The organism is Bartonella sp. WD16.2 (genome assembly GCF_002022505.1).
In the GTDB taxonomy this organism is placed as follows: domain Bacteria; phylum Pseudomonadota; class Alphaproteobacteria; order Rhizobiales; family Rhizobiaceae; genus Bartonella.
The window spans coordinates 1,061,458-1,076,676 of sequence record NZ_CP019781.1; the positions used below are offsets into that span (position 1 = coordinate 1,061,458).

Genomic DNA, 15,219 nt, shown 5'->3' on the forward strand with positions numbered 1-15,219 from the left:
ATCATCCACTTATATTACTAAGGATTTTAATTATGGCTTTTATTGCTGATAAGCTTTCTCATATCAAACCTTCCGCAACAATTGCTGTTGCCCAAAAGGCACGTAATTTAAAAGACTTAGGTCGTGATATCATTTCTTTAAGCGCTGGAGAACCAGACTTTGATACTCCAAACAATATTAAAAAAGTTGCTATTGAAGCCATTCAACGTGGGGAAACAAAATACACACCTATATCCGGTATCCCAGAATTGCGTAAAGCAATTTCTGCCAAATTTAAACGAGACAATAACCTTAATTATACACCAGAACAAATTATTGTCGGTACAGGTGGAAAACAAATTCTTTTTAATGCGCTTATGGCAACTTTGAATAAAGGAGATGAAGTCATTATTCCCTCTCCTTATTGGGTGAGTTATCCTGAAATGGTTATCATAAACGATGGCACACCTGTCTTTGTAGAAAGTAAAGCAGAATTTTCTTATAAACTCCAACCGCAAGATCTAGAAGCTGCCATTACCCCAAAAACCAAATGGTTTATTTTTAATTCTCCCTCAAATCCATCAGGAGCCGCTTATACATACGACGAATTAAAAAAGCTAACGGATGTTTTAGTAAAATATCCTCATATTTATATCCTCACCGACGATATATACGAACACCTAACATATGGAGATTTTGCTTTTGTTACTCCAGCTCAAGTAGAACCAAAGCTTTATAATCGTACATTAACAATGAACGGTGTTTCCAAAGCTTATTCAATGACAGGTTGGCGGATTGGCTATGCAGGTGGACCTCAAGAATTAATTAAAGCTATGGATACAATTCAGGGGCAACAAACCTCTGGTACAAGCTCCATTTCACAATGGGCAGCTGTCGAAGCACTTAATGGACCACAAGATTTCATTATTCAAAATAAAAGTGTTTTCCAAGCGCGTCGTGATCTTGTTGTCGCTATGCTTAATCAAGCTCCTGGTATTAATTGTCCAACACCCGAAGGTGCTTTTTACGTCTACCCTTCTTGTGCAAATCTCATTGGCAAAAAAACACCTGGAGGGAAAATTATTGCAAATGATGAAGACTTTGTAACAGAGCTTCTAGAATCAGAATCTGTAGCTGTAGTGCAAGGATCTGCCTTTGGGCTTGGGCCAGCATTTCGCATTTCTTATGCAACATCAGAAAAAATACTCGAAGAAGCTTGCTTGCGTATCCAACGTTTTTGTAACAGTTTACTTTAAAAAGTTCTGAACCATTTTTCATATTTAAAAGCAAAAATTAGATATATGCTCGCTTAATTTTCTAGACCTGTAGAGATAAAACCAATCTAACAGATCTTTGCAGAGAAATACCTAAAAAGTAATAGAAGTAGACATAACCAAGAAGTAATAGATTTATAGCATTTTACAAAGAATGAAGCATAATAAAAACTTAAAGTGAGCTGCTGTACACTAAACACATAGCTCATTAAAGTTTTTTACTTTAATTACCCAATAGTTTAAAAAACATCATTTTATTAAAAAGACCATTTACGAGCTTTTAGAAAAATATAATCTCGGAAAGCATTGAGCTTTGCCGAATTTTTCAAAGCGTCAGGATAACAAAAAAAGGTATCAAAAGAGGGAATATCAACCATATCAGGAAAAAGACGTACAAGCTGCTCATTGTTATGAGCAATATAATCGGGAAGCACAGCAATACCAAAATCACGCATAAGCGCATTCTTGATCGAAATAATATTATTAATTTGTAAGACTGAAACACGCAAAGAGCCATCACTTCTCCCTGCTTTTTCCAACCAATTCAAACCAGACAAATAAGAAGGGACAGGTTCACCAAATGAAATAATGCGATGTGAATCTAGTTCAGATAATCTCTCTGGCTTTCCATAAGTTGCAATATAATTTACCGAAGCATAAACATGCATATGAACCGTAAATAATTTTCTTTGTATAAGACCAGGTTGTTGAGGTTGACGTAAGCGAACTGCGCAATCTGCATAACGTATTGTTAAATCAATCTCTTTATCATCAAGCAAAAGTTGTACTTGCATATCGGGATAAAGACTAAGAAATTCATGCACACGCTCCGCAAGCCAACCCGCCCCCATTCCAAAAGTTGATGTAACGCGTAAACGCCCTGTTGGCTTCTTGCTGCTTTCATTTAATTGCGAACGCGCATTTTCAAGTTTCATTAAAACATCATAAGCGGTACGGTAGAGAATTTCGCCCTGTTCTGTTAAAATTAAACCACGTGCATGACGTTGAAACAAGGGAACACCAACATCTTGTTCTAAAGCAGCGACCTGTCGTGAAATTGCTGATTGAGACAAATGAAGCTTTTCAGCTGCATGCGTAAAAGAACCTGCTTCTGCTGCAGCATGAAAAACTCTTAATTTATCCCAATCCAACGGTGAAGTCACAATTTTTCTCTAATCTCTTTTACTAACTAAATAATTGCTGTTTTAAAAACGCTTATGTGTGTAAATCTAAAAACCGTTCTGCCTCTAACGCAGCCATACATCCTCTTCCTGCAGCAGTCACAGCTTGACGAAATACATCATCCGCTACATCCCCTGCAGCAAAAACGCCAGAAATGCTTGTAGCTGTTGAATCTGGTGCTGTCCATAAATAGCCACCTGGTTTTTGTTTCAATTGTCCTTCAAACAAAGAAACAGCAGGGTCATGTCCGATAGCAATAAATATCCCGTCTGCATCCACCTTAAGTTCTTGACCTGTTTTAATATTTTTAAGACGCGCTCCTGTCACAACAGCGCCCACTGATGAATTAGCTGGTAAACCAACAATTTCTTCTACTATATGGTCCCAAATAATACGCACATTATCGCGAGCAAATAATCTATCTTGCAAAATTTTTTCCGCACGAAAATGATCTCTCCGGTGAACTATACTAACACTTTTAGCCAAGTGTGATAAATAAAGTGCTTCTTCAACAGCTGTATTTCCACCACCTACAACAATAACATCTTTATCACGATAAAAAAAACCGTCACAAGTAGCACAAGCAGAAACACCACCGCCCATAAAAGTTTGTTCACTTTCCAAACCAAGCCAACGAGCTTGTGCTCCTGTTGCAATAATCAATGCATCACAACAATATTGTGTTCCTGAATCTCCATATAAAATAAAAGGACGTTTCGATAAATCAGCTTCTATAATACTATCATAAACAATTTCCGTACCCATATGCTCAGCTTGTTTTGCCATTTGTTCCATCAACCATGGCCCCTGAATTAAATTAGAAAAACCTGGGTAGTTTTCAACATCGGTTGTAATTGTCAACTGTCCACCCTGCTGCACTCCTGTAACCAAAACAGGCTTAAGCATTGCTCTTGCCGCATAGATTGCCGCTGTATAACCAGCCGGCCCCGAACCAATAATAAGAACGCGAATATGCGGTTTTGTCATAAAATCCCTTTCTCTTTTATCCTCTTATATCTATAAATTATGATGAAAAATGTAGCCTTTTTAAAATATTTCTCTTACAATTCAAGCAAGTTATGGTTTACCTGTATTTTTTCAAGATCGACTAAAGGTTGATTGCCAATTTATCATAGCTTGCTTACTATAGAGACTAAACTGTATCTTATATAAATTATATACACACTAATGAGTACAAAACCACAAACAAAATAAAAAAGAGATAGGAAACGGTCATTTTTCAGTTTATTATCAATATCTGTGCACGTTTTGCATTAATCATGGGAGTAGCAATGCTTTTGCCTGCTCTTGCAGATTTGCGTGATGGAAACCACAATTGGACAGTCTTTCTTTACTCTTGTGCTATAATTACCATGCTAGCAACACTGATTCTTTTAGCAACCAAAGGTGCTAGCTGCCGTTTTTCAGCACGCCTTGGTTTTACACTGACTATTTGCCTTTGGTTAACAGGTAGTATAGTGGGTGCTCTCCCTCTATATCTTTCTCCACTCCCAATTTCTTTAGCAGGAGCGATTTTTGAATCTGTCTCTGGAATTACAACAACAGGTTCCACCATAATCACAGGTCTCGATAATCTCTCACGAAGTATTTTGCTATGGCGTTCTCTTATCTGCTGGATAGGAGGTATTGGTTTTATTGGTCTAGCTTTATTGCTTTTACCTTCACTTCGTGTTGGGGGAGTACAACTTTTTCACATGGAATCATCAGATAAATCCGAAAAAATATTGCCCCGTATTAATCAAATCGCTAATGGAATTATCATTGCCTATATTGGTTTAACACTTGCTTGCATGCTCTCTTATTTTGCTGCTGGTATGACCTTATTTGATGCCATCAACCATGCAATGAGTACGATAGCAACTGCTGGGTTCTCAACCCACGATGCCTCATTTGGTTATTTTTCTGATAAGCCAGCCATCCTGATTGTTTCAACAATCTTCATGTTGCTTTCTGCTTTACCCTTTGTACTTTATGTAAAACTAGTACTTCCTGGCCAATCAAAACGCTCTATTGATCCACAAGTTATCGTTTTTCTAAATATTGTTTTCTTTTTCAGCTTTGCTTTAGCTGTATGGTTACAATCTCAGGACCATCTTACCTTTCATTGGACTTTTCTTGATGTGATTTTCCACTTTGTATCTATTATCAGCACCACCGGCTATAGCGCTGAAAATTATCAACTTTGGGGACCTTTTGCATTTGGTGTTTTTTTCATTGTTTCTTTTACAGGTGGGTGCGCTGGTTCTACCTCTGGTGGTATAAAAATCAACCGCTTAATTATTCTTTGGCGCATTGCACAAACAAATATGACAAAACTCCTTTCCCCTAATGCAGTTGTAAAAGTTCGCTATGATCATTCAAATATATCTAATGACATTGCTCAATCCGTTTTGCTTTTTGTATGCCTGTATATGTTTTGTCTTCTTATCGGCACTACACTTTTACTCACCACCGGGCTTGATTTCACTTCTGCTTTTACAGGCGTTTTAACTGCACTTTCAAATATAGGTCCAGGTTTTGGAGAAATTATTGGTCCTTCTGGTAATTTTACGACAATTAATGATAACGCTTTATGGATTTTAAGCTTTCTCATGCTAGCCGGTCGTCTCGAAATTATAACTATATTTGTATTTTTTATCCCTACTTTTTGGCGTGAGTAGTTTTATGCTTAATGCTTAAGTTTGTTAATAAAAGAAACTCACAAGCTAAACAAAAAGGTGAATAATACGCACATTAAGACTAATCTTCAGTCCAATTGATTGGCAAATATTTAAAGAACCTCAAATGAATAGCTACATTAGTAATGTTAAGCTTAACATCAACTATAATTTTTGCTTCATCTGTCTAAGATACATTTATCAATAAGCCAGGTAATGTTATTAAAACAACCATACGTTGGGTACAACGACTTCTTATATTGACTAAAATTTGTAACATTTAGCTTTGTAGGTCTTTTCTATCAATCCGAAGCTAATCTGCACTACCTCTTTGTTACGACTTACGAATAATTATCAGCTCATCAACATAGAAAAGTCACAGTGAATCTGATTTTCTATATTACATTACATTTGATATCAAAACTTTTACCGCTTTGTTGTGTTTAAAAATTCATCTCTATTTTTTATTGAATCAGTACAAAAAGCTTTAATAACCCGCATTTTCAAAGAAGAATCATCTCATATCCTTAAAAAACGCTGTAGAAAAAACAATCTTTTTAATTCACTAATAGTAATGTAACCTATCTTGAATAAAAAAATCTGAAATAATTATTGCTAACTATACTCTGCCTAACAAGAATTTACACTTTACTTTAATGCAACCCTTCCTGACATAAACAATCAAATTAGGTTTCAGTGAATAACCTGGAACATTTTGCAAATGATATACGACATTTCTTGTAAGGTATTCGTTTCCCTTTGCAAAATAATTATTCTAAAAACCTTGAAATATATTTAAAATGTTTTTCCTTCAAACATCATCTCATAGACACTCCCAATTGCAGCTGCTTCTTGTTCTAAAGGAAAATGAGTGCGAACATGAGTTAAAGCCTTTTTCCCTGTAGCTAATGTTTTTTCTAAATCAGCAAAATATGGTTCAATTGCAGCAGTTAAAGCTAGTCCATCTCCTGCTTTAACAACTGTTCCCGTTCCTTCTACTACTAATTCTTCATAGGCACCTGCATTACTGGTTACTACAGCCGTTTGCGATGCCATTGCCTCTAATGGTGTTAAACCAAAACCTTCCACACGAGAAGGTGCTACATAAAGTGATAAACGACGGTACCATAAAGGTACATCCAATACTTCACCAAGAATAATAATGCGATCATTCAAACCAGCATGAGCGATTTTTTGACGTAATTTCTTTTCAAAATTATAATGTTGTGTTGTAGTACGGCCAGCGATAATTGCTGTCCAGTCAGGATAGTGTGGTAACAATTTTAACATTGCATCCACAAATAAATCAGTACCTTTCAAATAACGCACACGCCCAAAACACCCTACTGCATATTTTCCGGGTAGCCCTGTTGCTACAAAGCAATCATTAACAGTTTTTGGTGGTGAAAAACGCTCAAGATCCACCCCATGCATAATAACTTGATAAGGAACTTCCAGATAAGTTCCAGTACGTGCACTAGTAGCAATAACTTTATCCATGCAACGAATTAACCATTTTGTAAAAGGCTTATGCTGACGCTGAGATGCTGATGTAAAGATGAGTTTAAGCTTCATGCGCAAAATATCGCGAAAAAAGATACCACAGAGCATTTCAATATTGCGTCGTGCATGCCAAATACGAAATGGCTTGTTTACTGGATTTTTCCAAAGCCCCAAAATATCTCTAAAAGAAAGAGCTGGTAAACTTTGCGGCAATCCCCATCCCAAAGTAGATATACGTATCCCTTGTTTTTGTTGTAATGGAATAAGTTGAATAATTGTAGACGTCACCCCTGATATACGCTTTTTAAAGTGAGGAGCAATAATATCAATCTCTTTTAAAGACATGTACATAATAATTTAGATATATTGAATCTCAATAATCTCATAATTATGCGCTCCACCTGGAGCATTGACTTCAATGACATCACCCTCTTGTTTACCAATGAGTGCACGTGCAATAGGTGAAGAAATAGAAATTTTACCAGTCTTTACATCGGCTTCTTGATCACCAACGATCTGATAAACCTTTTTTTCTTCAGTGTCTTCATTCAAAAGTTTTATAGTAGCCCCAAATTTAATTCTATCACCTGAAAGGCGAGAAACATCTATAACTTCTGCCCGCGCAATGTAATCTTCAAGTTCGTTTATACGCCCTTCATTATGACTTTGCGCTTCCTTGGCAGCGTGATATTCAGCATTTTCCGATAGATCACCATGCGCACGTGCTTCAGAAATTGCTTCAATAATCCGAGGACGTTCCTGCTGCTGGCGCCAACGCAACTCTTCTTTGAGATTTTCAAAACCGGTTGTAGTCATCGGAACTTTTTCCATGATCCGTCCCTTTCTCTTATACAGAAGGCCTTATAAAAATACAAAAACGGCTTCCAAAATTACTTTTGGAACCCGAGCATTACAATTATTTTATTATATAGGACAACAACCTCATTTTCCATATAAAAATAAAAACAATACATAGCATATTAGGATTCTTTTAGATAAATTTACATTTTCAGCTTAAATATTCACCCACAATACCTATAATGATGGACACATCAAAGAAACAATTATATTTTTCTATCTTATCATTAACTTAAACAAAAAACACTGTGTAAAACTAGAAGACATGGAACTATATAAAAATCCTATGAGGTCAATAATGAAAAAAATAATTGTTTTTTTTGTGTTCGGCTTTTTCTTCCTGTCCACAAACGTAAGCCAAGCCACAAACGCAATTGTAACAAGAAATCTTAATCTTAGAGAAGGACCAAGTATTCGTTACGCCCTTCGGGGTTTCATTCCTGTAGGACACTTAATAACCGTCTATAGCTGTAGAAATAAGTGGTGCCAAATTAATTATGACTCACAAACCGGTTGGGTATCATCTCGTTATCTATCGTTTAAAAATGGAAATGACCTCTATCATACATATACGATACCATCATCTTCGACTGCCGATTATTATTGATAGCAGTTGGGTGAATTTAAAAATCCCAATACCGTACACTCTCTTATCATTTGCCCCACTAGCAGCTATGCTGCTCTAATTTCTAAGCTAACTGCATTTTTATCAAAAACAATAGCTATTAATTAAGTACCATAATCAAAAAAACAAAATAATAAATATCACCCACAACAAATAAACAATAGGTACAAGCAACTCTAGTGTTATCAAACTAAAAATGCTAATTTATAATAAATGAAATACAAAACTGATGATAACATTGATTTACTTTAATTCCTTACGATAAAAACTCATAAAATGTTCCTATAATGTCGTACCAAAAAATTAAAAGACCTGCCCAAAAATCTAATAAAACATCCTGCAAGATAAAAACAGGCCATGCTGCAATTGCTGAACAACCTTCTGCTACTAGCCCTAATCTAGTAACAGGACCTAATATTTCTTTTAAAACTACAAACGATTTTACATCTCACAATGTGATAATAAATGGTGTTACAGCAACAGTTGAAGCCCTTTCTACACTTATTGCTTCGGATAATCCCCTTTTTAAAAATGGTACAGTATGGACACCTCATCGCCCTATTCGTCCTGAAAAATCTGAAGGTGGAATTCCATTCCAAATAAATACACCTTTTAAACCTGCAGGAGATCAACCAGCAGCAATTAAAGCTCTAGTTGAAGGCATTGAAAGAAATGAACGCACTCAAGTACTTTTAGGTATTACCGGTTCAGGTAAAACCTACACAATGGCTAAAATTATTGAAGAAACACAACGCCCTGCTCTAATCCTAGCACCAAATAAAACTTTAGCTGCGCAACTTTATGGAGAATTCAAAAACTTCTTTCCCCACAATACTGTTGAATATTTTGTTTCTTATTATGACTATTATCAACCAGAAGCCTATGTTGCACGCTCTGATACTTATATAGAAAAAGAATCCTCTATTAACGAACAAATTGATCGTATGCGCCACGCTGCAACACGTGCTGTACTTGAACGTGATGACGTCATTATTGTTGCATCTGTATCCTGTATCTACGGAATTGGTTCAGTAGAAACTTATACCGCTATGACCTTCCAAATGCAAAAAGGTGATAAATTAAATCAGCGGCAATTATTAGCTGATTTAGTTACTCAACAATATCGTCGACAAGATATAAATTTTACGCGTGGATCCTTCCGTGTACGAGGCGATACGATAGAAATATTTCCTTCTCATCTTGAAGATCGTGCTTGGAGAATTTCACTATTTGGTGATGAAATTGAAGCAATTACTGAATTTGATCCTTTAACAGGGCAAAAAACAGGGGATCTTCAATCTATTAAAATTTATGCAAATTCACACTATGTCACACCACGACCAACATTAAATCAAGCGATAAAAGCAATTAAAATGGAATTAGCCCAACGTCTTGATGAATTAAATTCTGTTGGTCGCCTTTTAGAAGCACAACGTTTAGAACAGCGCACAATATTTGATTTAGAAATGTTAGAGACGACTGGTTCTTGTGCTGGAATTGAAAATTACTCACGCTATCTAACGGGCCGCAATCCTGGTGAACCACCTCCAACCATGTTTGAATATATTCCCAACAATGCTCTCATTTTTATTGATGAAAGCCATGTAACTATTCCCCAAATTGGTGGAATGTATCGGGGTGACTTTCGACGAAAAGCAACCCTAGCTGAATATGGATTTCGCCTACCTTCTTGTATGGATAATCGCCCCCTACGCTTTGAAGAATGGGATGCTATGCGTCCGCAAACAATTGCTGTTTCTGCAACACCTGGACGTTGGGAAATAGAACAAACATGCGGCGTTTTTGTCGAACAAATCATTCGTCCAACAGGGCTTATTGACCCACTAACACAAGTGCGCCCCGCACGCACACAAGTCGATGACGTTATGAATGAAATTCGCAAAACAATTAAAAAAGGTTATCGTACATTAGTAACTGTTCTAACCAAACGTATGGCTGAAGATTTGACAGAATATCTCCATGAACACAACATTCGTGTACGCTATATGCACTCTGACATTGATACATTAGAGCGTATTGAAATTCTTCGTGACCTACGGCTTGGTACTTTTGATGTTTTAATTGGCATTAACCTACTGCGAGAAGGATTGGACATTCCAGAATGCGGCTTTGTTGCTATTTTAGATGCTGACAAAGAAGGCTTTTTACGCTCAGAAACTTCTCTTATTCAAACAATTGGACGAGCTGCACGTAATGTAGATGGCCACGTTATTCTTTATGCGGACACAATCACCAACTCCATAGAACGAGCATTGCAAGAAACAACACGACGCCGACAAAAACAAATAGCCTATAATAAAGAACATCATATCACACCAACCAGTATCCAAAAAAATATCGGTGATGTCCTTAATTCAGTTTACGAAAATAACCATCATGCAGATATTCCTGATTTTGTTAAACAAAATAATAAAGTTGACAATAATTTAGCCAACCATATTCAACATCTCGAAAAATCAATGCGTGAAGCAGCTGCCAATCTTAACTTTGAAGAAGCAGCCCGACTTCGTGATGAAATTAAACGACTACAGAAAATAGAATTAACAATTGCTGATGACCTCTTAACACATAGTGATAATGAATATTCCACTAATGAGACAACGATACAGTCAAGTCTTTTCTCCAAACCTGATCTTGACCATATGGAACCAACTATGGATGCTGGTCTTTTAGAAAATCATCAAATAGAAAAAAAGCTGCGTAAAAAAGCTCTTGATGAGAAGATATAAAGGAAGCTGAAGTCTTTTCAAATAATAGTTCTAAACAAATAACTTATAGTCAAGTAAATTCTAGCACTTCTAAAAATGACCCTTATACAACTAAAAAACGGAAGCGCTTTATAAAAAATGGTCGCCCAGAACATCAGTAAATTCTAAATCCATAATCAAAAAATTGTATTTTTCTGTCGCTATAATCCAATAGTAAAAATCTTTTAAAATTATTTCTAGCTAAAAAAACAATACAAAAAGACGAATTTGTACGAATAAAACTTCTGTCAAATATTTTCTGCCCAAGAAACCTTATCACATTTGGATAAGTTATAAATATCACAAAGTTATAAAAGAGTTATTCTCTAATTTTTAAATAAGAAAAAACCAATAAAGAGAGAATTTTTCATATATCAGAAGCTACCTTAATATACCAATTTGTATACAGTATAGGACATAGTTTTTATTATCTACTTGTAAAAAGCAATAACATAAACAATACTCTCCACCTTAAACGGACAAGTAAAATTTTTAAACAATAACAAAGGCTTTGATTTCGTTAACTTCAATAATAGTAGCATTGATATTTTTATTACATTTCTATTGTCTAAGATTCAGATTTTACTAAATTAAACAGTGTATAAAATATATTTGGTACAAAAATTTGACCACCGTAGTAAAAACAAAACTTTAAATACTAACGTTTTATGTGTTAATATAGTATAATAAATTTTGTGTAATCAGATTTTTAGCGTAATCTTATTTTGTTATTTTATAATTTATTCTCAACTAAATGGTTTCTTTATCGTTTTATCAAAAAAATTTAAAAACGTTCAGGTTATATTCAGTTTAATACACATAAAGTATGAATAATATAAATTTATAAAGGGAGTATGTTATGAACAAATTGACCAAATTAATAGTACTATCAGCAATATCAACCGCAACCATCTCAACACCACTAGCCGCAGCATCTGCCCGTAATGATTATGTGTACATTCAGCACAATGTAAACAGCATCCCTCAACAACATACTCAATATCATCGCGAGCAACGGCATATCCATCACAAGAACCCAACACGTCACTCTTATCATTACGAACAAACAACGCAATACAATACTCATCAATATTATGTCAATCGCCCTAATAACACAAATGACGCTTTAGCAGCAGGTGTTCTAGGCCTTGCTACAGGTGCAATTCTTGGCAATGTTTTAACGAAACCTGCGCAACCACAAATTATCTATCAAGCCCCATACCCTCAAAATCAGGTGATCTATCAAGAAATACCACAACCTCAAGTAGTTTACCAAGTGCATCCAACAGTAACCTATCAACCCATTTACCAACCATGGACATCACAATGGCTTCAATATTGCACAAAAAAATACCGCTCATTTAATCCCAGAACAGGTACCTTTCGTGGTTACGATGGGTTAGACCATTTCTGTCATGCTCCAATACAATGACTTTAAGCAATATTGAAAAAACCCCGTTTTGAAGCGGGGTTTTTCATACACTTACCATCACATTCCTTGAAGAAAAGAATTGAAGCGGCGTTCATAACCTATTGTGCTTCCTGGTCCATGACCAGAAATAAAGTTGACATCATCTCCTAAGGGTAAAACTTTTTCTTTAATGGATCTCATCAATTCCTCGTGAGAAGATAATGGAAAATCAGTACGTCCAATAGAACCACGAAAGAGAACATCACCCACTAAAGCTAAGCGTTCTTCTTTATTGAAATAAATAACATGCCCAGGGGTGTGACCAGGGATATGCAAAACATCAAACACATGTCCAGCACAATCAACACTATCACCATCTTCCAACCATTGATCAGGCATACAAATACGCACATCAGTCATACGATAGACTTTTGCCCTTTCGACTACATCTTCCATAACTGGTTTATCACCACAATGTGAACCAATAATTTTAACATTAAGGTCCTCTTTAGCTTGCATCGCCGCTCCCACATGATCAACATGACCATGTGTTATCCAAATAGCTTCAATATTAACACCTATCTCTTGAATTGCTGCTTGGATTTTAGGCCAGTCACCACCTGGGTCAACTAAAACCCCCTTTTTACTTTTATTATCAAAAAGTAAAGTACAATTTTGTTGGAAAGATGTAACTGGAATAATATGTGCGCTTAGATTACTCATAATACCCTTTTTAAGAAATATTTATCAATTAAATAACACTTCATGCATTTATAAAATCAAAAATTGCATGCTCGACAGCTTGACACAACTTATGTAGACTGGATCTTATTGGAAACTGGATTTTCGTCAAGGTTTTAAATAATGACCGGCCATGTTCACGTTTTATGCGATGATGCACCTCATCTTCTTGTTATTGATGATGACACACGTATTCGTAGCCTCTTATCTCAATTTCTTATTAAAAGCGGATTTCGTGTTTCAGTTTCTGCTAATGCTGATGAAGCCAGACGTCAACTTACAAGTCTAGATTTTGATCTTCTCATTGTTGATGTGATGATGCCTGGTGAAAATGGCATTGATCTTACCCTTTCACTGCGTCAAACAAAAAATGTCCCCATCCTAATGTTAACGGCTTTGTCAGAAACAGATAGTCGCATCCATGGACTAGAAGCAGGAGCAGATGATTATCTATCCAAACCATTTGATCCTCGTGAACTTTTACTTCGCATTAACGCCATTTTACGGCGTGGTTTCTTACCTAACCAACCCAAAATCGAACAAATTATTTTTGGGCCCTATATATTTTCAATTTCACGACGTGAACTGAAAAAAGGAGGAGAAATTATCAAACTAACAGATAAAGAACAAGAAATGATGGTTATTTTTGCCGAAAATGCAGGTAATACAATTCCACGCCATAAACTCGCAACAGGTGACAACGAGATAAGTGAACGTGCCATTGACGTACAAATCAATCGTTTACGCCGCAAAATCGAAAAAGACCCGGCAACCCCTATATGGCTTCAAACTGTGCGAGGGATCGGTTACAAACTCTCAATTGAATAGACGTAAACAATGATTAAACTCGCAAAACAATTTGCTTGGTGGTTAACGAGGCAAATGCCTAAACGCCTTTATGCCCGCTCTTTAATTATTATTATCGCTCCCATGGTGCTCTTGCAAACAGTGATTGCCTATGTTTTTATGGAACGTCACTGGCAAATGGTAACTGAGCGTCTTTCAACTGCTATTGTCCACGATATTGCTGCTATTATTGATATAATTGAAACATATCCGCAACAGCATAACTATGAAGATATCAAGCGCATTGCACAACAACGCATGGGGTTAAATATTTCTATCCTGCCCCCGGACCCCCTGCCCCCTCCTGGTCCTAAACCATTTTTTGCAATTCTTGACTATTTTCTTAGTGAAGAAATCACCCATCAAATTAACCGCCCCTTCTGGATTGATACAGTGGGCGATTCTAATCTTGTTGAAATTCGTATCCGTCTTGATAATAATATTTTGCGCGTCTTTGCTGTGCGTAGTCAAGCCTATGCCTCCAATACCGGTATCTTCTTAAGCTGGATGGTAGGAACAGCTCTGGTTTTATTATTGATAGCCATTTATTTCTTACGCAATCAAATTAAACCGATCCAACAACTCGCTGAAGCAGCTGAAAGTTTTGGACGGGGACGTCCCCTACCAAAAGATTTTCAACCACAAGGGGCTGATGAAGTGCGTCGTGCTGGCATCGCCTTTCTACGTATGCGTGAACGCATTGAGCGTCAAATTGAACAACGCACTATGATGCTTTCAGGTGTAAGTCATGATTTAAGAACCATTCTTACGCGTTTTAAGCTCCAACTAGCCTTAGCAAGTACAGATTTTGATATTAGCCCGCTTGAGCAAGACGTTAGTGACATGCAAAATATGTTAGAAGATTATCTTGCTTTTGCACGCGGAGAAAGTGGTGAAAATGTTAGTTCCCTTGATTTAAATGCTCTCATGCAAAAATTCTCTACCGAAGCTCATCTTCATAAACGTCAATTCTTTTATACAATTGAAGGCCCTACACAGATACAAGTACGCCCTCATGCTTTTACGCGTTTGGTTAGCAACCTTGTATCAAATGCATTTCATTATGCAAACACCATCAAACTAACAGCTACATCTCAACAAGAATCGTTTATTATTATTATTGATGATAATGGACCTGGCATTCATAAAAACATGCGTACAGAAGTATTTAAGCCATTTTTTAGACTTGATAAAGCACGTAATCAAGATGCAAGTGGAACAGGCCTTGGTCTTGCCATTGCACAAGATATAGCCCGTAGCCACGGAGGGAATATTCAATTAGACGACAGTCCATTAGGAGGTTTGCGTGCTATTATTGATATTCCCTTATAAAATATATTCAAAAAACCTTTGA

Annotated in this window: 12 protein-coding genes; 7 read left to right on the forward strand and 5 right to left on the reverse strand. The window is 36.3% G+C overall.

Annotated elements, in window-relative coordinates; genetic code table 11:
• The first annotated feature begins 32 nt into the window (after positions 1-32).
• Entirely contained in the window at positions 33-1,235 is a 1,203-nt protein-coding gene (locus BWD162_RS04520; RefSeq protein ID WP_078705617.1) for a pyridoxal phosphate-dependent aminotransferase, read from the forward strand.
• Between the two features lie 275 nt (positions 1,236-1,510).
• On the opposite strand, the gene BWD162_RS04525 is transcribed toward BWD162_RS04520, so the two are convergent.
• Positions 1,511-2,416, reverse strand: a complete 906-nt coding sequence (locus tag BWD162_RS04525) for a LysR family transcriptional regulator (RefSeq protein WP_078705618.1) — start codon at positions 2,414-2,416, stop codon at positions 1,511-1,513.
• Positions 2,417-2,468: 52 nt separating this feature from the next.
• Complete coding sequence (gene trxB, locus BWD162_RS04530) at positions 2,469-3,422, reverse strand: thioredoxin-disulfide reductase (protein WP_078705619.1); 954 nt, start codon at positions 3,420-3,422, stop codon at positions 2,469-2,471.
• A gap of 305 nt (positions 3,423-3,727) precedes the next feature.
• Here trxB and BWD162_RS04535 point away from each other — a divergent pair, with 305 nt between their 5' ends.
• On the forward strand, positions 3,728-5,116 hold the full coding sequence (locus tag BWD162_RS04535) for a TrkH family potassium uptake protein (protein WP_078705620.1): 1,389 nt from the start codon (positions 3,728-3,730) through the stop codon (positions 5,114-5,116).
• 792 nt (positions 5,117-5,908) lie between these two features.
• Here BWD162_RS04535 and BWD162_RS04540 read toward each other — a convergent pair.
• Complete coding sequence (locus BWD162_RS04540) at positions 5,909-6,967, reverse strand: glycosyltransferase family 4 protein (protein ID WP_078705621.1); 1,059 nt, start codon at positions 6,965-6,967, stop codon at positions 5,909-5,911.
• Positions 6,968-6,973: 6 nt separating this feature from the next.
• Positions 6,974-7,447, reverse strand: a complete 474-nt coding sequence (gene greA, locus BWD162_RS04545; protein WP_078663585.1) for a transcription elongation factor GreA — start codon at positions 7,445-7,447, stop codon at positions 6,974-6,976.
• 325 nt (positions 7,448-7,772) lie between these two features.
• Between greA and BWD162_RS04550 the strand changes: the two genes are divergently transcribed.
• The 3 genes from BWD162_RS04550 to BWD162_RS04560 all read left to right on the forward strand — a co-directional run bounded on the left by BWD162_RS04550 (position 7,773) and on the right by BWD162_RS04560 (position 12,299).
• On the forward strand, positions 7,773-8,081 hold the full coding sequence (locus tag BWD162_RS04550) for an SH3 domain-containing protein (protein WP_078705622.1): 309 nt from the start codon (positions 7,773-7,775) through the stop codon (positions 8,079-8,081).
• Between the two features lie 305 nt (positions 8,082-8,386).
• Positions 8,387-10,849 (forward strand): excinuclease ABC subunit UvrB, encoded by a 2,463-nt coding sequence (gene uvrB, locus BWD162_RS04555; protein ID WP_078705623.1) that lies wholly within the window; start codon positions 8,387-8,389, stop codon positions 10,847-10,849.
• Positions 10,850-11,726: 877 nt separating this feature from the next.
• A complete protein-coding gene (locus tag BWD162_RS04560; protein ID WP_078705624.1) occupies positions 11,727-12,299 on the forward strand; it encodes a BA14K family protein in 573 nt (190 codons plus the stop codon).
• 57 nt (positions 12,300-12,356) lie between these two features.
• On the opposite strand, the gene BWD162_RS04565 is transcribed toward BWD162_RS04560, so the two are convergent.
• The gene (locus BWD162_RS04565) at positions 12,357-13,001 is read right to left on the reverse strand and encodes an MBL fold metallo-hydrolase (protein WP_078705625.1); all 645 of its coding nucleotides are present in this window, start codon (positions 12,999-13,001) and stop codon (positions 12,357-12,359) included.
• A 141-nt stretch (positions 13,002-13,142) separates the two neighbouring features.
• Here BWD162_RS04565 and BWD162_RS04570 point away from each other — a divergent pair, with 141 nt between their 5' ends.
• Complete coding sequence (locus tag BWD162_RS04570) at positions 13,143-13,847, forward strand: response regulator (RefSeq protein WP_078705626.1); 705 nt, start codon at positions 13,143-13,145, stop codon at positions 13,845-13,847.
• A 9-nt stretch (positions 13,848-13,856) separates the two neighbouring features.
• Complete coding sequence (locus BWD162_RS04575; RefSeq protein WP_078705627.1) at positions 13,857-15,197, forward strand: ATP-binding protein; 1,341 nt, start codon at positions 13,857-13,859, stop codon at positions 15,195-15,197.
• Positions 15,198-15,219 lie beyond the last annotated feature (22 nt).

Bases quoted from the DNA above. Each gene is read 5' to 3' on its own strand.
- BWD162_RS04520 (WP_078705617.1), top strand. From the start codon at position 33: ATGGCTTTTATTGCTGATAAGCTTTCTCATATCAAACCTTCCGCAACA.
- trxB (WP_078705619.1), bottom strand. From the start codon at position 3,422: ATGACAAAACCGCATATTCGCGTTCTTATTATTGGTTCGGGGCCGGCT.
- BWD162_RS04535 (WP_078705620.1), top strand. From the start codon at position 3,728: ATGCTTTTGCCTGCTCTTGCAGATTTGCGTGATGGAAACCACAATTGG.
- BWD162_RS04540 (WP_078705621.1), bottom strand. From the start codon at position 6,967: ATGTACATGTCTTTAAAAGAGATTGATATTATTGCTCCTCACTTTAAA.
- greA (WP_078663585.1), bottom strand. From the start codon at position 7,447: ATGGAAAAAGTTCCGATGACTACAACCGGTTTTGAAAATCTCAAAGAA.
- BWD162_RS04550 (WP_078705622.1), top strand. From the start codon at position 7,773: ATGAAAAAAATAATTGTTTTTTTTGTGTTCGGCTTTTTCTTCCTGTCC.
- uvrB (WP_078705623.1), top strand. From the start codon at position 8,387: ATGTCGTACCAAAAAATTAAAAGACCTGCCCAAAAATCTAATAAAACA.
- BWD162_RS04560 (WP_078705624.1), top strand. From the start codon at position 11,727: ATGAACAAATTGACCAAATTAATAGTACTATCAGCAATATCAACCGCA.
- BWD162_RS04565 (WP_078705625.1), bottom strand. From the start codon at position 13,001: ATGAGTAATCTAAGCGCACATATTATTCCAGTTACATCTTTCCAACAA.
- BWD162_RS04570 (WP_078705626.1), top strand. From the start codon at position 13,143: ATGACCGGCCATGTTCACGTTTTATGCGATGATGCACCTCATCTTCTT.
- BWD162_RS04575 (WP_078705627.1), top strand. From the start codon at position 13,857: ATGATTAAACTCGCAAAACAATTTGCTTGGTGGTTAACGAGGCAAATG.